Source organism: Bradyrhizobium sp. GW821-FHT13H05 (assembly GCF_058804065.1).
In genome coordinates, this window is sequence record NZ_JBXAPO010000004.1 from 716,647 (window position 1) to 734,483 (window position 17,837).

Below are 17,837 nucleotides of genomic sequence, written 5' to 3' on the forward strand. Positions count from 1 at the left end.
GCGCCAGCGCGCAAGATTATTCTCGCGTTTTGATTTGGACGATTATTTTCAACCGGGGGAGTGTTATGGGTTTCATCAAATTTACCAAGGGCACCTCGTTGAGCGACAAGGACCGCAAGGCCCTGCAAAAGTTGCTGACCGACGAGAAGAAGAAGCTCCAGTCCGCGCTGAAGGACGTCGACTCCAGCCTTTCGATGCTGGGCGGCTCGAAGAAAGCCAAGAAGAAGAAGTAAGGTTCGTCGGCCGGGACGCCGCACGAATCCTCAGGCTTCACTTTAGGGACATGGGCCGCTCGTTTGTCGAGTTGGGGTCTCGCACAAGCTTGCGCCTGTAAACCCGCCTGCAAATCGACAAGAAATTGCCCGGGTGGACCGTTAGAAGCGGTCCGCTTAGTTATTTCTTGCTCAGTTGATTCTTCCGTCAGCGCCGGGGATTTCGCCCCCGACTGACGCCATGGGCCCAATTGATGGCAGACGACAGAATTGAACTGTTTGTCGGACTGATCGAGACCATTGACGCGCCGGGCGCAGTCGATGCGTGCCGACGACTACTCTCGGTCGACGAACGTATCCGCGCCGACCGCTTCATGTTCGAGCGGCACCGACGGCAATATATTTTCGCGCACGCCATGCTGCGCCTGGCTCTGTCGCAGGTCGCACCCGACGTCGCGCCCTCCGACTGGTCCTTCGGGGCCGGCCGCTATGGGCGGCCGTATGTCGCAGCGCCTGCGGCCGCGACCCCGCTGCATTTCAGCCTGTCCCATGCCGACGGCTGCGTCGCCTGCGTCGTGTCGGGGCATGAGGCCGTCGGCGTCGACGTCGAGACCGTGTCGCGCCGGGTGGCCCCATTGTCCACCGCGCTTCGCTTCTTTGCGCCGGAAGAGGTCGAAACCCTGCGCGGACTGCCCGAGCCCGCCGCGATCGAGCGATTCTTCGACTACTGGACGCTCAAGGAGGCCTATCTGAAGGCCAGGGGTTTCGGGCTCAATCTGCCGCTCGACGCCTTCGCGATGCAGGTGTCGCGCGAGGCCATCGAGATCAGCTTCAAGCCCGATATCGCCGACGATCCGTCGGGATGGCGCTTCTCGCTGTGCTCGCCCTCGCCCTCGCATCGCCTCGCGATCGCCGACGGCTCCCGCGCGACCGGCGGCCTTCCCATCACCCGCAATGCCTGGCCGCTCCAGGAAGCGGCTGAATGACGCCGGCGCGGCTGCGCGTCTTTCCCGCGATCTCGCGCAACCGCGATCCCAAAAAATATGTCGGCGAGTTGATGCGGGTGGCGCAGTTCGCCGACCGCAACGGCTTCGAAGGCATCTTGCTGTTCGAAGGCAACGACGTGTTCGTCGAGCCCTGGGCGATGGCTCAGCACATCATGGCCGCGACGACGCGATCCTCGCCGCTGATCGCGGTCAATCCGGTCTACATGCACCCATTCACGGCGGCAAAATTCGTCTCGTCCTTTGCGCAGCTCCATGGCCGCAAGATCTATCTCAACATGATCACGGGGACCGCGGTCAGCGATTTGCAGGGGCTGGGCGACGAGCAGTCGCATGGCGACCGCTATGTCCGGCTTGGCGAATTCGTCGCGCTGATGCGCCAGTTGCTGGCAAGCCCACGGCCGGTGAATTTCGAGGGCCGGTTCTACCGCGCGGCCAATCTTCAACTGCGCCCGCGCCTGCCCGCGGAACTGATGCCGGAATTTCTGGTCGCGGGCCAGTCGGACGCGGCGCAGCGTGTCGCGAGGGAAACCGGCTGCATCAAGATGCAGATGCTGCCACCCGATCTCGATCGCGGCCTCGATGCGCCAGGCATGAACTTTGGAATCTTTGCGCGCGAGAGCCGCGAGGAGGCACGGCAAGCCGCGAAGGCACGTTTCCGCGACAACGCGGACGATCGCGAGCTGCTCGCGCTCACCGTGGAGAACAGCGACTCCGTGTGGAAGCGGCGGCTGTATGAGGGACAGAGCGGCGAACTCCAGGACAATGGCTACTGGCTGCTGCCGTTCCTGACGTTCCAGGCCGACTGCCCTTATCTCGTCGGCAGCTACGAAGAGATCGGGGCGAAGCTGAAGGATTTTGCGGCAAAGGGCCTGACCACTGTTATGCTCGACATGGTCGCGGACGAGGAAGAGATGCAGCACGTCTGCAAGGCACTCGCGGCGAGCGGGATGTTTTGAGTCCCGCCTCTCCCCGCATCCGCCTTCGCCAAGGCTTCGGCGGGACAGGCGCGGGGAGAGGCGAAGAAATCACCGCGCCTCTTCAAATCCGGCCAGCACCGAGGTCAGGTTCGCACCCAGGATATCCGAGAGATAGCCGCCCTCCTGCACGAACACGGTTGGCAGGCCCATCTTCGCGATGGCCTGGCCGATGCGGCGGAAGCCGGGCGTCGTGACGGCGAGACCCTTGAGCGGATCGTGCTCGGAGGCATCGAGGCCGAGCGCGATGACGAGGGCACCCGGAGCAAAGGACTCGATCGCCTTGCGCGCGACGTCCATGGCCTGGATGTAACCGTCGTCTCCGGTGCCGATGGCCAGGGGAATATTGAGATTGGCGCCCAGACCCGGACCTTCGCCACGCTCATGGGCATAGCCCCACACGTAAGGATAATACGCGGCGGGATCGGCGTGGATCGACACCGTGTAGACGTCAGGCCGTGCGTAGAAGATGCCTTGCGTGCCGTTGCCGTGATGGACGTCGACGTCGAGGATCACGACACGCTCGTGCTTGAGCCGCAGATGCGCGGCGGCGATCGCGCTGTTGTTGAGGAAGCAGAAGCCGCCGGCCATGTCGCGATAGGCGTGATGGCCGGGCGGACGGCAGAGCGCGTAGACCGCATCCTCGCCGTCCATCACCATCTGCGCCGCCGTGGTCGCGACGTCGGTTGCCGCACAGGCCGCGGCCCAGGTGCCCGGGCCGATCGGTGCTGCGGTGTCCGCGGTGTGCCAGCCGAGCTTGCCGACGATGTGGGTCGGATAGGTCGCCGCATGGCGCACCGGATGGATGTTGCCGATCATCTCCGGACCGGAATCGCCGAGTGCGTTCCAGGCGTCCCAGGCTTCGCTCAGGAACGACAGATATTCGGGGCTGTGAATGCGCGCGCGCGGCCCCTGTCCGAATGTCTTGGGCGCGACCAGTTGATGCTTGCCGTCCTTCAATCCCTTCAGCAGGCGGTCGGCGCGCTCGGGCTGCTCAGTGGTGCGCTTGACGACACCGCGGACCAGGAAGAATTGCGGATCATGGCTGCGGTGCAGTTCGGTATGGACGGCTTTCACTCAAACACTCCGTGGTCGCGTGCTCTCTAACGATGCCCACAGATGTCTAAATCCCTGCGGCGGCCCTGTGCAAGCAAGAAGAATGCCGCCCCCTCTCACGCCCCTCTGCGCAAAAAGCAGAGCGCTCGCGCAGCTCAGCAGCGACCGCGCTGAAGACAGTGCTCACGGCCCTGCTGGTCGGTGCGGAAGGCCTCGATGAAGCCGCCCTGGCGCTGGGTGACGAAGATGGTCTTGCCGTCGCTGCCGCCGAAGGCGAGATTGGTCGGCTCCTTGCCTTTCAGCGGGATCTCGCGCTCGACCGCGCCGTTCGGCCTCATCACCGCGATCGTGCCCTTGAGGATGCGCGCGACATAGAGGCGACCGCTGACGTCAGTGCGCAAGCCGTCGATGGTGTCCGGCTGAAACGCCTTGACCAGCTTTGCGCCGGTGAGCTCGCTGCCATTGATCGCATAGGACCAGATCTGGCCACTGCTGGATTCCCCGACATAGAGCGTCTTGCCGTCAGGACTGAGATCGATGCCATTGGTGGTACCCATCGCGCGCGACGCCGGCATCACCTGCCCCTGCACCGTTCCGTCCGCGGCTTTCGCGATGCGCCAGATGTGGCCCTCGCGTCCCTTCCAGTTCGGATCGCTCGCATAGATCGTGCCGTCGCGCCCGATGGTGATGTCGTTGGGCTGGTTCATCTCGTCGGAATGAAACCACACGAGGGGCTCGGTCGCGCCCTTCGAAATGGCGAAGATGTTGTGCTTCTTGTAGTCGGCAATGAACATGGTGCCGCTGCGATCGAAACGGATCGCGTTGCCGACGCTGCCCTCGGGGAGTGCCGTGAACAGCTCCGACGCCACGCCGCCCGCAGGCAGCTTGCCGATGGTGCCGGGCTTGCCGAGATTGACGACGAACAGATTGCCGTCGAGATCGGCGGCGGGCCCTTCGATGCCGAACGTATATTCGCTGCCGGGCGTCACCTGCACGCTCTCGAACAGTTTTGTGTCCGCAGCGACAAGCGGCGTCGCGACAAGCAGGATGCTACTGCACAGGCACCAGAAATTCCTGCCGGATGTAATAGCCATCGTCGTCGCTGCACTCGCCATTGAGATAGGGATCGGCCGGCCGAAAGAATCGGCTGAAGCCGGGTTTGTCTACAGCGCTCCTTTGTGTCACCACAACGACCTTGGCGGCCGGTATTTCGCCGCATTCCTTGTTGGTTTTGCCGAAGAACTTGCGCTGCGGCGGGCCAGGCTTGATCCGCATCCGCGTGCCCGGGACCATCCTGGCAGCGAGCAGGTCCGCGGTATCGAGCAGGCGCGTGTAACCGGGCTCGGTCCTCGGCAGGCTCTCTCCGCCCGGCGGCATCAGCTTTTCGGCACCGAGACCGCGCAACCGTGTCCGCAGCCTGCCGGCATCAGGATCGCCGGGATAGATCCAGCCGTCCTGCGAGAGCATGAAGCGGAGCACGGTCGAATCCTTCTGTGCGTCCGATTGTCCCGCCTTCAGGCCGAAATCGGAATGGCAGCCGAGGCAATGCTTCTCGACGAGGCCCTTGCGCAAGCTGGTGAGGCGGACGCTGTTCTGTGCGTCTCTTGCAACGAAGGCCGCGAGCTGATCGATCATTGCCTGGCTGCGCGTGTCGCAGGGCAGCGGCTGAGGCGCGTCGCCCGCAGCGCGATCGATCCGGATCACGGTCTGGTTCTTGTCCTCGACCAGCCAGATCGCGCCGTCCTCCGCGACCGTCATGCCGACCGGCGCGCCCTGCGGCCGCGCGCCGTTGACACGGTGCCAGCCTGCGATCAGCTCCTCGAACGGCGCGGCGGCGACCTCGCCCGCGTCGGCTTGGAAGCTGTGGGTCGGATCGGCCGCGCAGCTGACGTGGTAGCGCACCGGCGGAGGGCTCGGCTTGGGAAAGCCGTGGTCGTCGACATCGTAGATGAGGACACGGCTGCCGGTCGGGCGATAGCCGTGCAGGCCGACCAGCAGCTTGCCCTCCAGCTCCGGAAATTTGGCGCCGTGATAATACAGCATCGCCAGCGGCGCGCCGTGCGGCGGCATCAGCGAGAATGGCGGCTTGTACAGCGCATTGGCCGTGCAGAGCGATTTGTAGGTCCCCGATTGCAGCACGATCCTGAATTCGGGGCTCGGCGTCGCCAGGTCGTAGCAATAGGGCCAGCCGTAATGCCTGCCCTGCTCGATCGCGTTGATCTCCTCGTTCGGCTTGAAGATATCAGGCAGGTCGCGGCCATTCTCGCCTTGCAGGAAGGCGTAGCCGGCGTCCGGAAAATTCGGATGCAGCGCCAGCGCCATCGAGTTGCGCAGGCCGCGGGCATAAACGATGTGCGGCGGGTCCGGATCCTTCGGCGTCAACGCCGGGAAGATGCCGCCTGCGGACGGCGTAAACAGCCAGATCGACGCCATGGCGGAGGCGCCTTCGGCCGCCGCGCAAGGCTTTGTGATCGGCGCCGGCGTGATGCAGTCGTCGCTGTGGGAGCCGATATTGACGAACAGCCGGCCGTTCTTATCAAACACAAACTGCTTGAGTGGATGCGCGCTCTCGTCGAGCCTCGTTCCATCAGGCAATGTGATCCGGCGGCCCGGCATGTGACGGATAATGGTCTCGACCGTGCCGCGCGGATTGTCCGCCAGCGGATCGAACCGGAATATCGTCTCGGCGGTCGAGGCGTAGAGCTTCTTGTCCGGACCGATCACGAGGCCGAATGGATATTCAACACCGGTGAGCAGCTCCTTGAAACGCTGCCCCTGGGACGCATGCGGATCGAGCAGCAACAGCCGTCCGTCGGTGTGGCCCCAGCCGCCCATGTCGGCGACCACGAACAGCTCACGGCCGGGCACCTGGACGATCGAACGCGGAAATTTGAGGTGGTCCTCTTCGCTGGCGACGAGGCCGGCGCAAAATCCCGCCTTCATGTCGATCTGGATCCTGGGAAAAGCAAGATCGCCGCTGCCGCAGGTGTCCGTGCCGATGGCATAGCCGCTCTTCCTGACCGGCTCGGACGAGGCCGGGGTTAAGCCGAGCAGCGCTGCCGCCAAAACCGCTGCAAACACGCGCGGATTTCGGCGTTCGCACCCGAATGTGAACTGGTTCACGGTGGCCTCCCGGACTTTCCGTGAAACTTGTTCCATGCCGCCTGAACGCCGTCCAGCCATCACCCGCCTGTGATTAAACCTGTAACGACCTTCGTTCCGACCAATCTCCGTAGATTCCCTTACCGGGCTCGGCCCGAATGTTTCGCGAATGCTTCGAGTGGTATCGGTTTGCCATCCTGATCGCTCCCAATAGGAGACGCATATGGTCCAGGTCTATTTTCACTGCTCCAACATGGACGGCACGCTGATCGACCGCAGCGGAACCGCGGTGGCCAGCCTGACCGAGGCGCGCGACCGGGCGGCCCAGATCATGAATTCGATGATCCAGACGCCGGGCGAGGAAGACTGGCGCGACTGGGTGATCCATGTCAGCGGCTCCGACGGCGAGGATCTTTTCGATCTCCCCTTCACTGCCATGCTCGGCAAGCCGCATTGAGGTGATGCCATGCTGTTCGCCTCATTGACCCTGCTCCGCCAGCCCCTCACCTTCGTCACCACCAAATGGCTGAAGCTGGTACGGATCGCGGGCAACCCCTACCGCCCCGAGCTCCACTACATGCGCGGCCCCGGCCCGAAATGGCACGCCAAGTATCAGGCCAGCCGGCTGGACCGCTCGCTCTGAGCCCTGCGGCTTCGCTTCCCAGCTGATCTTCCGTCTCCTCCGTATCGTGGCCGGGCTTGTCCCGGCCATGATACGTTTGGGAGACGACCTTCCTTCACCGCCCTGTAAACTTCGCCTTGCGCTTCTCGACGAAGGCGTTGCGGCCTTCGATGGCATCTGCGCTTTTGCGGATCGTGGCCTGCAGCTCGATCTCGCTGCGGAACTGCGCCTCGTAGGTCGTGTGCTCGCTCTCCTCGACCAGTGCGCGGGTTGCGACCAGAGCACGCGTCGGGCCGTCGGCGAGGCGCCGCGCCAGCACCAAAGCCTCCCCCATCAGCTTGTCGTCGTCGACAACCTGCCGCACCAGACCGATCTCCTCGGCGCGTTCCGCCGTCAGCGGCTCGTTGAGCAGCATCAGCTCGAGCGCGCGCTGCCGGCCGATCAGGCGCGGCAACAGCCAGGTCGAGCCGAGATCGGGCACCAGCGCGATGCGGCTGAACACCTGGACAAAGCTCGCCGACCGCGCCGCGACGATCATGTCGCCGGCCATTGCGAGGCTGAAACCGCCGCCAGCCGCCACCCCGTTGACGGCGACGACGACAGGCACGCGGCATTCGCGCAGCGCCCTGAAGGCCGGCCAGTAGAAGCGCATGACGCCGGCGGCGATGTCCTCACCCAGTGCTTCGGAGGCCTTCAAATTCTGGCCCGAGCAGAAGCCGCGTCCCGCGCCGGTGAGGACCAGAGCGCGCACGCCGTCATCCCCAGTCATCGCGGCGACGGCGGCGGCGAGCGCGCCGAGCAGATCCGGCGTCATCGCGTTCAGGCTCGCCGGCTCATCGAGCGTCAATATGCCGACAGCTCCATCCCGCGCCTGTTTCACACCTGCCATGTCGCCTCTCCCTTTTGATGTTCTCGTTGGCGGCAATGTGCCATTCTTCGCGCGCTCCGCCAAATGCAGAGCTTCGACGTCAGCGCAACGAAGCCAAGACAACCGAAAAGACAACCGACAAGACAAGCAAGCGACATCATGCCTCATCAGTTCAGCCTCAACCAAACCGTCCGCAAACCCGCCGTCACGTCCAAGGGCGGCATCGTGGCCTCGCAATCGCGGCGGGCAGCGGAGGTAGGAGCGCAGGTGCTGGCAGCGGGCGGCGATTGCGTCGATGCAATCGTGGCGACCACCTTTGCGCTGAACGTTCTGGAGCCCTGGAACAGCGGCATCGGCGGCGGCGGCGCGATGGTGCTCTACCGCGCCAAGGAAAATCGCTATGAGGTGATCGACTACGGCATGTGCGCCCCGCAGAGCCTGCGCACCGCCGATTATCCGCTCAGCGGCGAAGGCGCGGCCTCCGATCTGTTTCCCTGGCAGCGGGTGAAGGACGATCGCAACATCCACGGCCCCGGCGCGGTCGCCGTGCCCGGCGTCGTCGCCGGCATGGAGGAGGCGCATCGCCGCCACGCCAAGCTACCGTGGAAGGATCTGGTCACGCCGGCCGTCGCCCTCGCCGGCGAAGGCCTGCTGGTCGATTGGTGGACCACGCTGACGATCGCAGCATCAGCGGCCGATCTTCGGCGCTATCCCGCAAGCGCGGCCACGTTCCTGAAGGACGGCCTGCCGCCGAGCGCGCCATGGGGCATCAAATCCGCGACGCGGCTGCCGCTGGACAAGTTGAAGGCGACGCTGTCGCACCTCGCCGAGGCCGGCCCGCGCGATTTCTACCAGGGTGATCTCGCCAAGAGCATCGCATCCGACATCAAGGCCGACGGCGGCTCGCTGTCGGTGGAGGATCTCGCCGCGTTCCGTAGCCATCTGCGCGAGCCGCTGGCGATCCCCTATCGCGGCGGCAAGGTATTTGCGACGCCGGAGCTCACCGCCGGACCGACGCTGGCGCATGCGCTGCGCCTGCTGCAGGAAAATCTCAAGCCCGCGGGCGCGCCCGACGCGGCCGCCTACGCCGAATACGCCGTGGCGTTGCAGTCGGCCTATCGTGAGCGGCTCAAAGACATGGGCGATGCCGACGGCAAGCGCTCGCTCGGCGCCGACTATCTCGCACCCGCCTGCACCACGCATTTCTCCGTCGTCGACCGTCACGGCAATATCGCGGCGGTGACGCAGACGCTGCTCTCGTCGTTCGGCTCGAAATATGTGACGCCGCATACCGGCATCGCCATGAACAACGGCATCATGTGGTTCGACCCGACGCCGGGCACCACCAACTCGCTCGCCCCCGGCAAGCGCTGCCTCACCAACTACACGCCCGTCATCGCCGAGACCAGGGACGGCAGACGGCTCGCGGTCGGCGCCTCCGGCGGCCGCCGCATCCTGCCGTCGGTGATGCAGCTCGTGTCCTTTGCGATGGATTTCGGCATGGACCTCGACGCCGCGATCCACCAGCCGCGCATCGACGCCAGCGAAGGCGCTGTCGTGATCGGCGACGCGCGTCTGCCGGAAGACGCACGCAAGGCGCTCGTCGCGCGCTTCGACTATGAGGAGACCCGCGTGCAGGCCTTGCCGCAGAAATTCGCCTGCCCGAGCGTGGTGATGCGCGACGGCGACACGAATTCCGGCGCGGTCGATATCTTTCAGCCTTGGGCCGATGCGGTGGCGGAAGGCTGAGGTTAGATCCCCAGCCGATCCCGCACACGGCCTGCGATCACGGCGGTCGTTACACCCACCGGCCAGAATGCGTGCATCGGGATCGGATTGATGCCGGTGACAGGCATGTCGATCTCGGCCTTGGCGCCGCCGATCAGCCGGCGGGCGAGTTGCGCGCCCATCGCGGTCGAGAGCGCGACGCCGCGGCCGTTGCAGCCGAGCGAGATCAGGATGTGCTCCGCCGGCTCGTGCACATGCGGATAATGATCCTTGGTGATGGCCAGCCGGCTGTTCCAGCCATGGGTCCAGGCGACGCCCTTGAGCTGCGGCCATAGACGCTCGGCATAGCGCATGAGATAGGCGACGTCGTGCGGCGAGCTGATCCAGCGCATCGGGCCGCGGCCGCCCATCAGGAGGCGGTTGTGCTGGTCGATGCGGTAATAGACTGTGATGTGGCCGCTCTCGTAGAGAACGGGGCGTGTCGGCATGATCGAGCGGGCGACCTCGTCGGACAACGGCGCGGTGGCGGCGATCGAGGAAAACACCGGCACGATGGTGCGGCGGAGCGCCGGCCAGAGATCGTCCGTGAAACCGTTGGTGGCGAGCAACACCTTATCCGCGCGCACGACCGCGCGCGGCGTTTGGATGCGCCAACGCGAACCGTCGCGGCGAAGCGATAGCGCCGGCGTCTCGCCATGGACCTTCGCGCCTGCCGAGATCGCGGCGCGCGCGAGGCCGCGAGCATAGCTCAGAGGATGCAGATCGCCGCCGCGCGTATCGAGCATCGCACCGATATAGCGATCGGTGCCGGTCATCTCGCGCAACTGCTCGCGGTTCAGATATGTCACCGGCATGCCGCGAGCGATGCATTGCTGCGCCGTTTTCTCGATCGCCGCGGCGCTGGCCTCGTGATAGGCCGCACGCAGCGTACCGTTCTGCCGTGCTTCGCACGGGATCTGATAGCGGCGGATCAGATCATGCGTGAAGTTTGGCGTGCCGTAGGAAAATTCGATCATGCGCCGGCCAAGCTCAGCGCCGAAGTCCGCCTCGATCTGATCTGGATCGTGCTTCAGGCCGGGATTGGTGTGGCCGCCATTGTTGCCCGACGCGCCCCAGCCCGGCTCCTGCGCTTCCAGCACCAGCGCCTCGACGCCCTGCTCGGCCAGATGCAGCGCGGTGGAGAGACCGGTGTAACCGCCGCCGACGATTGCGACGGAGACATTTTTGTCCGTATCGAGCGGCGGCGTTGCGACAGGTGCAACCGCAGTGTCGGCATAGAGCGAGGGCGGCAAAGGCAGACGCGTATTCATGACAGACCGATCAGAGCGGATGCAGCACACGCCGCAAAAAGTCCTGCGTGCGCGGATGCTGGGGTTGATTGAGAACGGCCTTCGCCGCTCCCTGCTCGACGATGACGCCGCCATCGATGAACAGCACGCGGTCGGCGACGTCGCGGGCAAAGCCCATTTCATGGGTGACGACGACCATGGTCATGCCATCATCGGCGAGCTTGCGCATCACGCCGAGGACGTCGCCGACGAGCTCGGGGTCAAGCGCCGAAGTTGGCTCGTCGAACAGGATCGCCTTGGGCTGCATCGCGAGTGCGCGTGCGATCGCAACGCGCTGCTGCTGGCCGCCGGAGAGCTGCGGCGGATGCGCGTCGGCTTTCTCAGCGAGGCCCACCTGGGCAAGCAGCGCGCGGCCGCGCTCGAGCACCTGCGCGCGCGGCTCCCTCTTCACGAACAGCGGCCCCTCGACGACGTTCTCCAGCACGGTCCGATGTGGAAACAGGTTGAAGCGCTGGAACACCATCGAGACCTGGGTGCGGACCTTCACGATGGAGGGCGCATCGCGGTCGACCTTCAGGCCCTCGACGCTGATCTCGCCGCGGTCGTAGCTTTCCAGCCCGTTGATGCAACGCAGGATCGTCGATTTGCCCGAACCGGAGGGACCGACGATGCAGACCACCTCGCCCTTCTGGACGGAGGCGGTGATGCCCTTGAGCACCTCGTTCTCGCCAAAGCTCTTGTGGACGTCGTTGAGCTCGATCATTTCTTGCCGGCCCGTTTCTCGAAGTGACGGACCAGCAGGATCAGCGGAATGCTCATGGTGAGATACATCAGCGCGACCATCGTGAACACGTTGGTGTTCTTGAAGGTCGAAGATGCGATCAGCTTGCCTTGCAGCGCGAGCTCGGCGACCGTGATGGTCGAGGCTTGCGAGGAGTCCTTCAGCATCATGATCATGACGTTGCCGTAGGGCGGCAGCACGATGCGCACCGCCTGCGGCAGCACCACGCGGCGCATGGTGAGCCACCAGCCCATGCCGATCGACTGCGCCGCCTCGATCTGACCCTTGTCGATGGCCTCGATGCCGGCGCGGAAATTTTCTGCCTGATAGGCCGAATAGGCGATGCCGAGCCCGAGGATGGCGGCCTGCAATGCCGAGAGCGTGACGCCGAGATCGGGCATCACGAAGTAGAGGTAGAAAAGCAGCACGATGATCGGGATGCCGCGGATCACGTTGATCAGGCTGGCGCTGAGCATCGACAGCGCCCTGATGCCGGAGACCCGCATCATCGCCCAGATCAGGCCGAGCACCGTCGAAAGCAGCAGCGAGCCGATGGTGACGACGATCGTCAGTACGACGCCGCTCATCAGGATCGGGAAGAACTCGGCGGCGTCGTGCCAGAAGCCTTTCATCGGGCAGCCTTACCAGCCTCTGTCGATCAGCCTGTATGTCTCAGCCTTGCGCCTTCTGGCCCCACTTCTCGAGGATCTTGTCGATGGTGCCGTTGGCCTTCAGCTTCGCCAGCGACGCGTTGATCTTGCCGAGCAGCGCGGTCTCGCCCTTGCGCACGCCGATGCCGACCGAGCCGACCGTGGCCGGCTTGTAGCTGTCGACGAGCCGCACCTCGGGGAAGCCGCCCTGCTTCAGATTGTAGGCGAGGATCGGGTAGTCGGCGTAGCCGGCCTTGAGGCGGCCGGTGTTCACGTCGCGCAGGATGTCGGGAATGGTGTCGTAGGCCTTGACGTCGGCAAACAGGCCGGACTTCTTCAGCGCGTCGACGAAGGCGGTGCCGACCTGGGCGCCGACGGTCTCGCCCTTCAAATCCTCCTGTGTGGCATAAGCCTTGGTGTCGGTCTTCGGCACCACGAGGCCTTCACCATAGGTGTAGATGGGGTCGGAGAAGTCGACGACCTCTTTCCGCGGCGCGGTGATGAACATCGCGGCCGCGATGATGTCGATCTTGCTCGAGGTCAGCGAGGGGATCAGCGCCGAGAACGCCATCGGCTCGATCTGCACATTGAGGCCGGCGTCCTTGCCGATCTCGGTGACGAGATCGACCATGATGCCCTGGATGGTGTTGGTCTTGGTATCGAGGAAGGTGAAGGGAATGCCCGTCGGCGTCGAGCCGACCTTCAGCACCTGCTGCGCCGAGGCCGGCGCCACGGCTGCAATTGCGAGCGCCGCGACCGCGGCCAGACCAAAACGCTTCATCGCATTCCCCTTTGGGTCCGGCCGATGCGGCGCTCGCAAATGTCGTCATCGCAGACATTGCGGGCCGAGCCGTTTCGGCCTATTTTCACCAATATGAAAATTTGGTCACACTTTCGCGAGTGATGCAAGCGGTTTTCATGCACATGAAGGAAGCGGTTTGACGTGAGCGGTGGCAAAAGAATGCGCAAACCGGCCGCCGCAAAGCCGGCGAAGAAGCCGGCCAAGATGGTGAAAGCCAAGGCGATCACCACGCCGGCCGAGCCTGCGATGGATGTCGCGGTCGGCCGTCGCATCCGCGATCTCAGGCGTATCAGGCAGTTCTCGCTGGAGGCCGTCGCCGCGCGCACCGAACTGTCGATCGGCTTTCTCAGCCAGATCGAACGCGGCCTGTCCTCCCCGTCGCTGCGCGTGCTGGCGACGCTCGCCGATGTGCTCGGCGTCGGCATCGCCGCATTGTTCGGCGCGAACCCGGGCGCCGACGGCGCCTCCGACCAGGTGGTGACGCGCGGACTTCAGCGGCCTGAACTCAAGCTCTGGCGAACCGGCGTGTCCAAGCAATTGCTCAGCCCGGCCAGCGCCGACAACAAGCTGAACCTGTTCCTGGTGCATCTGGAGCCCGACGGCTCCACCGGCGACGAGCTCTACACCCATGACGGCGAAGAAGCCGGCCTCGTGCTCGAAGGCGAGATGATGCTGACGGTGGACAGCGAGACGTGGTCGCTGAAGACCGGCGACAGCTTTAGATTTGCGAGCCGAAGGCCGCACCGGTTTTCAAATCCGGCGAACGATGCGAAGGCGGTCGTGCTGTGGGTAAATTGCGTGACGGGTGCGGGGTAGCTCTCCCATCGCTCCGCGCGCTCGATCTCAATCCGTCATCCTGAGGTGCTCGTGCAGCTCGCACCTCAGGATGACGGTGATGGAGGGGAGGCGCCGCCGCCTCCACATCGTCATTGCGAGCGCAGCGAAGCAATCCAGGCTGCCGCCGCGGAGGCATTCTGGATTGCTTCGTCGCTACGCTCCTCGCAATGACGAGGGGATAGAGTCTTAGCCAAACCGGTGATTATACCGATCCACCGTCAGCGCACTCACATCGACATCCGGCTTCTTGCCCGACAGCAGATCCGCGAGCACCCGTCCCGAACCGCAGGACATGGTCCAGCCGAGCGTGCCATGGCCCGTGTTGAGATGGAGGTTGCCGTACTGCGTCGGGCCGATCACGGGCGGGCCGTCCGGCGTCATCGGGCGCAGGCCGCTCCAGAACGTCGCCTTGGACAGATCGCCGCCGCGCGGGAACAGGTCGGTCAGCGAATGGTCGAGCGTGGCGCGGCGTGCATCGTAGAGCTTGGTCGAGAAGCCCGAGATTTCCGCGGTGCCGCCGACGCGGATGCGGTTGCCGAGACGCGTGATCGCGACCTTGTAGCTCTCGTCCATCACGGTCGATTCCGGCGCACCGGAGGCATCCTTGATCGGTACCGTGATCGAATAGCCCTTCACCGGATAGACCGGCAGCGAAATGCCGAGCGGCGCGGCCATCCGCGACGAATAGCTTCCGAGTGCGAGAACATAAGAGTCAGCCTGCAACATCCCGGCGCTGGTCGCGACGCCGCTGACGCGCGCGCCGTCGGTGACAATGCGGTCGATGCCGGTGTTGAACAGGAAGCGCACGCCGAGCGCCTGGGCATGCTTGGCCAGTGCCTGCGTGAACATGTGGCAGTCGCCGGTCTCGTCCTGCGGCAGGCGAAGTCCGCCGACGAATTTTTCCTTCACGCCTGATAGCGCCGGTTCGACCGCGATGCAGCCCTCGCGACTCAGCGCCTCGTAGGGCACGCCGTACTGCTTGAGCACGGCGACGTCCTCGCCGGTGCCGTCGAGTTGCGCCTGGTAACGGAACAGCTGCAGCGTACCCTGCGAACGCTCGTCATACTGGATGCCGATGTCGCGGCGGAGATCACGCAGGCAATCACGGCTGTATTCCGCGATCGGGATCATCCGGCTCTTGTTGACCGCGTAGCGCGCACTGGTGCAGTTGCGCAGCATCTTGGCGAGCCAGACCCACATCACAGGATCGAGCTTCGGCCGGATCACCAGCGGGCCGTGCTTCATCAGAAGCCACTTGATCGCCTTCACCGGCACGCCGGGGCCGGCCCAGGGCGAGGAATAGCCGGGCGACACTTCGCCGGCATTGGCGAAAGAGGTCTCCAGTGCCGGCTCTGGTTGACGGTCGACGACCGTCACGTCGTGGCCGGCACGTGCGAGGTAGTAGGCAGAGGTGACACCGATGACACCGCTGCCGAGGATCAGAACTTTCACGCTTCGTCAAACTCCCGCGGCATCACGCTCGCCGCTGCAAGGAAACCACTCGCAACGGCGAGAGCAATTATCAGGCCACCCGCTTGATGGCATCACCCAGGATCGACACGATGTCGTCGATGTGGCTCTTCTCGACGATGAGGGGCGGCGACAGCGCGAAACTATCGCCGCTCATGCGGAAGTACAGCCCGCGATTGAAGCAATCGACCATCACGTCGTAACCACGCGCACCGACCGTACCGTCCCGCGGCGACATCTCGACCGCGCCCATCAGGCCGCAATTGCGGATGTCGATGACATTCGGCAGGCCCTTCAGCGAATGCAGCGCATCGCGCCAGTATTCGGCGATCGACGCACCGCGCGTGAGCAGGCCTTCGTCCTTGTAGATGTCGAGCGTCGCGATGCCGGCGGCGCAGGCGGTCGGATGCGCCGAATAGGTGTAGCCGTGGAACAGCTCCATCGCGTTTTCGGGGCCGATCATCATGGCGTCGTGCACCTTGCGGTGCGCGAACACCGCGCCACAGGGAATGGTGCCGTTGGTGATGCCCTTGGCCGTCGTCATCATATCGGGCGTGACACCGAAGAAGTCGGCGGCGAACGGCGTGCCGAGGCGGCCGAAGCCGGTGATGACCTCGTCGAAGATCAGGAGGATGCCGTGCTTGTCGCAGATCTCGCGCAGGCGCTTGAGATAGCCCTTCGGCGGCGGCAGCACCGCGGTCGAGCCCGGCACCGGCTCGACGATGACGGCGGCGATCGTCTCGGCGCCGTGCAGAGCGACGAGACGCTCGAGATCGTCGGCGAGCTCGGCGCCATGCTCCGGCTGGTCCTTGGCGAAGGCGTTGCGGGAGAGATCATGGGTGTGGCGGATATGGTCGACACCCGGCAGCAGGGTCGCGAAGGCGCGGCGGTTGGCGACCATGCCGCCGACCGAGGTGCCGCCGAAGCCGACGCCGTGATAGCCGCGCTCGCGGCCGATCAGGCGGGTGCGGCTCGCCTGGCCATTGGCGCGATGATAGGCGAGCGCGATCTTCAGCGCGGTGTCGACCGACTCGGAGCCGGAATTGGTGAAGAAGATACGATCGAGGCCCTTGGGCGCGATCTCGGCGAGACGCTCGGCGAAGTCGAACGCCAGCGGATGGCCCATCTGGAACGACGGCGCGAAGTCCAGCGTCATCAGCTGCCGCTCGACCGCGGCGGCGATCTGCTTGCGGCCGTGGCCGGCATTGACGCACCAGAGGCCGGCGGAGCCGTCGATCACCTTGCGGCCGTCGACGGTGGTGTAATGCATGCCCTCGGCCGAGGAGAACAGGCGCGGCGCCTTCTTGAACTGACGGTTGGCCGTGAACGGCATCCAGAACGAGTCGGTCTTGATAGTGTTCGGAATCTGATGAAGGGTCACGGGCCACGCTCCTTTGCTGACCTGCCAGCAGAGCCACGGCTTCCGAAGCGCAACAAGTCCTTTTCTGATCAGCTGCAAGCCATTGATTTCACTGGGGCTGCGGGTCCATATTTGTGCGATCCGCAACACCTGCAACAGGGATTTGGGCATGAGCGTCGACATCGGTGGACGGCTGCGATTCATCCGGGCCCGCCACAAGCTGTCGCAGCGGGCACTCGCCAAGCGTGCCGGCGTCACCAATTCGACGATTTCGCTGATCGAATCCAACCAGATGAACCCGTCGGTCGGCGCGCTCAAGCGCATCCTCGACGGCATCCCGATGGGGCTCGCCGAGTTCTTCGCGCTGGAGCCGGAAAGCCGGCGCAAGATCTTCTATCGCTCCGAAGAGCTGACCGAAGTCGGCAAGAAGCCGATCTCCTATCGGCAAGTCGGCGACAATCTGTTCGGCCGCAGCCTGCAGATTTTGAAAGAGCGTTACGAGCCCGGCAGCGACACCGGACGCGTGCATCTCGTCCATGACGGCGAGGAAGGCGGCATCGTGATCTCGGGCAAGCTCGAAGTTACCGTCGAGGACGAGCGCCGCATCCTCAATCCCGGCGATGCCTATTATTTCGAGAGCCGCCGCCCGCATCGCTTCCGCTGCGTCGGCGGCAAGCCGTGCGAAGTGATCTCGGCCTGCACGCCGCCGACGTTTTGACGCGCACCGGCGCTATCCGGGATATTACGGAGCCTCCGATATCTTACGGAGCTTGAGCCATCTCAATTTCCGCGCGCCAAACCTCTATATATTGCGAAACGTAGCCGAGCAGCCTGGCTTAAAGGTGCTGAGGTTATGGCCCCGGACTCCTAGGCACTCCGGGGCCGCTTCGTAACAGGGCTCGCAGATGAAGATCACGCTCGCCAATGCAGAAGCCGCGCTCGACGAAGTGCAGCGCGACACTGACAAGCTCCATTCGCAGGAGCTGCGCAAGGCTATAGCTGAATATATCGAGACGCAGCGCGAAGCGCTCAAGGCCCTCCGCAAGAAGCTGCACTAGTCCGCGGCGGAGCGAGCAAGC

General features: G+C 64.6%; 19 protein-coding genes. 9 read left to right on the top strand and 10 right to left on the bottom strand.

Features of this window, described 5'->3' with window-relative positions; genetic code table 11:
- Positions 1 to 65 precede the first annotated feature (65 nt).
- The 3 genes from AC1RR3_RS16505 to AC1RR3_RS16515 all read left to right on the top strand — a co-directional run bounded on the left by AC1RR3_RS16505 (position 66) and on the right by AC1RR3_RS16515 (position 2,175).
- Positions 66 to 233 carry a hypothetical protein gene (locus AC1RR3_RS16505; RefSeq protein ID WP_492824162.1) on the top strand — a complete coding sequence of 56 codons (168 nt, stop codon included), beginning with the start codon at positions 66 to 68 and terminating at the stop codon, positions 231 to 233.
- A 233-nt stretch (positions 234 to 466) separates the two neighbouring features.
- Positions 467 to 1,198 (top strand): 4'-phosphopantetheinyl transferase family protein, encoded by a 732-nt coding sequence (locus tag AC1RR3_RS16510; RefSeq protein WP_492824163.1) that lies wholly within the window; start codon positions 467 to 469, stop codon positions 1,196 to 1,198.
- Complete coding sequence (locus tag AC1RR3_RS16515) at positions 1,195 to 2,175, top strand: LLM class flavin-dependent oxidoreductase (protein ID WP_492824164.1); 981 nt, start codon at positions 1,195 to 1,197, stop codon at positions 2,173 to 2,175. Before AC1RR3_RS16510 ends, AC1RR3_RS16515 begins: the two co-directional genes overlap by 4 nt.
- A gap of 69 nt (positions 2,176 to 2,244) precedes the next feature.
- Here the strand turns inward: AC1RR3_RS16515 and AC1RR3_RS16520 are convergent, their stop codons facing one another.
- The 3 genes from AC1RR3_RS16520 to AC1RR3_RS16530 form a co-directional block, all read right to left on the bottom strand.
- Positions 2,245 to 3,270, bottom strand: a complete 1,026-nt coding sequence (locus AC1RR3_RS16520; protein ID WP_492824165.1) for a histone deacetylase family protein — start codon at positions 3,268 to 3,270, stop codon at positions 2,245 to 2,247.
- A gap of 134 nt (positions 3,271 to 3,404) precedes the next feature.
- Positions 3,405 to 4,343 carry an SMP-30/gluconolactonase/LRE family protein gene (locus AC1RR3_RS16525; protein ID WP_492824166.1) on the bottom strand — a complete coding sequence of 313 codons (939 nt, stop codon included), beginning with the start codon at positions 4,341 to 4,343 and terminating at the stop codon, positions 3,405 to 3,407.
- On the bottom strand, positions 4,300 to 6,372 hold the full coding sequence (locus AC1RR3_RS16530; RefSeq protein WP_492824167.1) for a PQQ-dependent sugar dehydrogenase: 2,073 nt from the start codon (positions 6,370 to 6,372) through the stop codon (positions 4,300 to 4,302). Before AC1RR3_RS16530 ends, AC1RR3_RS16525 begins: the two co-directional genes overlap by 44 nt.
- Before the next feature lie 202 nt (positions 6,373 to 6,574).
- Between AC1RR3_RS16530 and AC1RR3_RS16535 the strand changes: the two genes are divergently transcribed.
- Together AC1RR3_RS16535 and AC1RR3_RS16540 are read left to right on the top strand one after the other, a co-directional pair.
- Positions 6,575 to 6,808, top strand: coding sequence for a DUF6894 family protein (locus AC1RR3_RS16535; protein WP_492824168.1), 234 nt, complete (start codon positions 6,575 to 6,577; stop codon positions 6,806 to 6,808).
- 9 nt (positions 6,809 to 6,817) lie between these two features.
- Positions 6,818 to 6,994, top strand: coding sequence for a hypothetical protein (locus AC1RR3_RS16540; protein WP_492824169.1), 177 nt, complete (start codon positions 6,818 to 6,820; stop codon positions 6,992 to 6,994).
- A gap of 94 nt (positions 6,995 to 7,088) precedes the next feature.
- Here AC1RR3_RS16540 and AC1RR3_RS16545 read toward each other — a convergent pair whose 3' ends face one another.
- Positions 7,089 to 7,862, bottom strand: coding sequence for an enoyl-CoA hydratase-related protein (locus AC1RR3_RS16545; protein WP_492824170.1), 774 nt, complete (start codon positions 7,860 to 7,862; stop codon positions 7,089 to 7,091).
- Positions 7,863 to 8,000: 138 nt separating this feature from the next.
- On the opposite strand from AC1RR3_RS16545, the gene AC1RR3_RS16550 reads away from it, so the two are divergent.
- Complete coding sequence (locus AC1RR3_RS16550) at positions 8,001 to 9,590, top strand: gamma-glutamyltransferase family protein (RefSeq protein ID WP_492824171.1); 1,590 nt, start codon at positions 8,001 to 8,003, stop codon at positions 9,588 to 9,590.
- Between the two features lie 2 nt (positions 9,591 to 9,592).
- Here AC1RR3_RS16550 and AC1RR3_RS16555 read toward each other — a convergent pair whose 3' ends face one another.
- Genes AC1RR3_RS16555 through AC1RR3_RS16570 form a run of 4 tightly spaced genes read right to left on the bottom strand, consistent with a single transcriptional unit; the run spans position 9,593 to position 13,070 of the window.
- Complete coding sequence (locus AC1RR3_RS16555; protein WP_492824172.1) at positions 9,593 to 10,879, bottom strand: NAD(P)/FAD-dependent oxidoreductase; 1,287 nt, start codon at positions 10,877 to 10,879, stop codon at positions 9,593 to 9,595.
- Between the two features lie 10 nt (positions 10,880 to 10,889).
- Complete coding sequence (locus AC1RR3_RS16560; RefSeq protein ID WP_492824173.1) at positions 10,890 to 11,621, bottom strand: amino acid ABC transporter ATP-binding protein; 732 nt, start codon at positions 11,619 to 11,621, stop codon at positions 10,890 to 10,892.
- Entirely contained in the window at positions 11,618 to 12,271 is a 654-nt protein-coding gene (locus AC1RR3_RS16565; RefSeq protein WP_492824174.1) for an amino acid ABC transporter permease, read from the bottom strand. The genes AC1RR3_RS16560 and AC1RR3_RS16565 overlap by 4 nt, the downstream gene beginning before the upstream one ends.
- A 40-nt stretch (positions 12,272 to 12,311) precedes the next feature.
- Positions 12,312 to 13,070: an ABC transporter substrate-binding protein gene (locus tag AC1RR3_RS16570; RefSeq protein WP_492824175.1), complete on the bottom strand. Its 759-nt coding sequence runs from the start codon at positions 13,068 to 13,070 to the stop codon at positions 12,312 to 12,314.
- 180 nt (positions 13,071 to 13,250) lie between these two features.
- Here AC1RR3_RS16570 and AC1RR3_RS16575 point away from each other — a divergent pair, with 180 nt between their 5' ends.
- Complete coding sequence (locus tag AC1RR3_RS16575; RefSeq protein WP_492824176.1) at positions 13,251 to 13,907, top strand: helix-turn-helix domain-containing protein; 657 nt, start codon at positions 13,251 to 13,253, stop codon at positions 13,905 to 13,907.
- A gap of 207 nt (positions 13,908 to 14,114) precedes the next feature.
- Here the strand turns inward: AC1RR3_RS16575 and AC1RR3_RS16580 are convergent, their stop codons facing one another.
- Together AC1RR3_RS16580 and aptA are read right to left on the bottom strand one after the other, a co-directional pair.
- Complete coding sequence (locus AC1RR3_RS16580; RefSeq protein WP_492824177.1) at positions 14,115 to 15,380, bottom strand: D-amino acid dehydrogenase; 1,266 nt, start codon at positions 15,378 to 15,380, stop codon at positions 14,115 to 14,117.
- A 70-nt stretch (positions 15,381 to 15,450) separates the two neighbouring features.
- Positions 15,451 to 16,779 carry an omega-aminotransferase AptA gene (aptA, locus tag AC1RR3_RS16585; RefSeq protein WP_492824178.1) on the bottom strand — a complete coding sequence of 443 codons (1,329 nt, stop codon included), beginning with the start codon at positions 16,777 to 16,779 and terminating at the stop codon, positions 15,451 to 15,453.
- Between the two features lie 148 nt (positions 16,780 to 16,927).
- Here aptA and AC1RR3_RS16590 point away from each other — a divergent pair, with 148 nt between their 5' ends.
- Together AC1RR3_RS16590 and AC1RR3_RS16595 are read left to right on the top strand one after the other, a co-directional pair.
- Entirely contained in the window at positions 16,928 to 17,476 is a 549-nt protein-coding gene (locus tag AC1RR3_RS16590; protein WP_492824179.1) for a cupin domain-containing protein, read from the top strand.
- Between the two features lie 187 nt (positions 17,477 to 17,663).
- Positions 17,664 to 17,816 carry a hypothetical protein gene (locus tag AC1RR3_RS16595; protein ID WP_492824180.1) on the top strand — a complete coding sequence of 51 codons (153 nt, stop codon included), beginning with the start codon at positions 17,664 to 17,666 and terminating at the stop codon, positions 17,814 to 17,816.
- Positions 17,817 to 17,837: the final 21 nt, after the last annotated feature.

Bases quoted from the DNA above. Each gene is read 5' to 3' on its own strand.
- AC1RR3_RS16505 (WP_492824162.1), top strand. From the start codon at position 66: ATGGGTTTCATCAAATTTACCAAGGGCACCTCGTTGAGCGACAAGGAC.
- AC1RR3_RS16510 (WP_492824163.1), top strand. From the start codon at position 467: ATGGCAGACGACAGAATTGAACTGTTTGTCGGACTGATCGAGACCATT.
- AC1RR3_RS16515 (WP_492824164.1), top strand. From the start codon at position 1,195: ATGACGCCGGCGCGGCTGCGCGTCTTTCCCGCGATCTCGCGCAACCGC.
- AC1RR3_RS16525 (WP_492824166.1), bottom strand. From the start codon at position 4,343: ATGGCTATTACATCCGGCAGGAATTTCTGGTGCCTGTGCAGTAGCATC.
- AC1RR3_RS16535 (WP_492824168.1), top strand. From the start codon at position 6,575: ATGGTCCAGGTCTATTTTCACTGCTCCAACATGGACGGCACGCTGATC.
- AC1RR3_RS16540 (WP_492824169.1), top strand. From the start codon at position 6,818: ATGCTGTTCGCCTCATTGACCCTGCTCCGCCAGCCCCTCACCTTCGTC.
- AC1RR3_RS16545 (WP_492824170.1), bottom strand. From the start codon at position 7,862: ATGGCAGGTGTGAAACAGGCGCGGGATGGAGCTGTCGGCATATTGACG.
- AC1RR3_RS16550 (WP_492824171.1), top strand. From the start codon at position 8,001: ATGCCTCATCAGTTCAGCCTCAACCAAACCGTCCGCAAACCCGCCGTC.
- AC1RR3_RS16555 (WP_492824172.1), bottom strand. From the start codon at position 10,879: ATGAATACGCGTCTGCCTTTGCCGCCCTCGCTCTATGCCGACACTGCG.
- AC1RR3_RS16560 (WP_492824173.1), bottom strand. From the start codon at position 11,621: ATGATCGAGCTCAACGACGTCCACAAGAGCTTTGGCGAGAACGAGGTG.
- AC1RR3_RS16565 (WP_492824174.1), bottom strand. From the start codon at position 12,271: ATGAAAGGCTTCTGGCACGACGCCGCCGAGTTCTTCCCGATCCTGATG.
- AC1RR3_RS16570 (WP_492824175.1), bottom strand. From the start codon at position 13,070: ATGAAGCGTTTTGGTCTGGCCGCGGTCGCGGCGCTCGCAATTGCAGCC.
- AC1RR3_RS16575 (WP_492824176.1), top strand. From the start codon at position 13,251: ATGCGCAAACCGGCCGCCGCAAAGCCGGCGAAGAAGCCGGCCAAGATG.
- AC1RR3_RS16590 (WP_492824179.1), top strand. From the start codon at position 16,928: ATGAGCGTCGACATCGGTGGACGGCTGCGATTCATCCGGGCCCGCCAC.
- AC1RR3_RS16595 (WP_492824180.1), top strand. From the start codon at position 17,664: ATGAAGATCACGCTCGCCAATGCAGAAGCCGCGCTCGACGAAGTGCAG.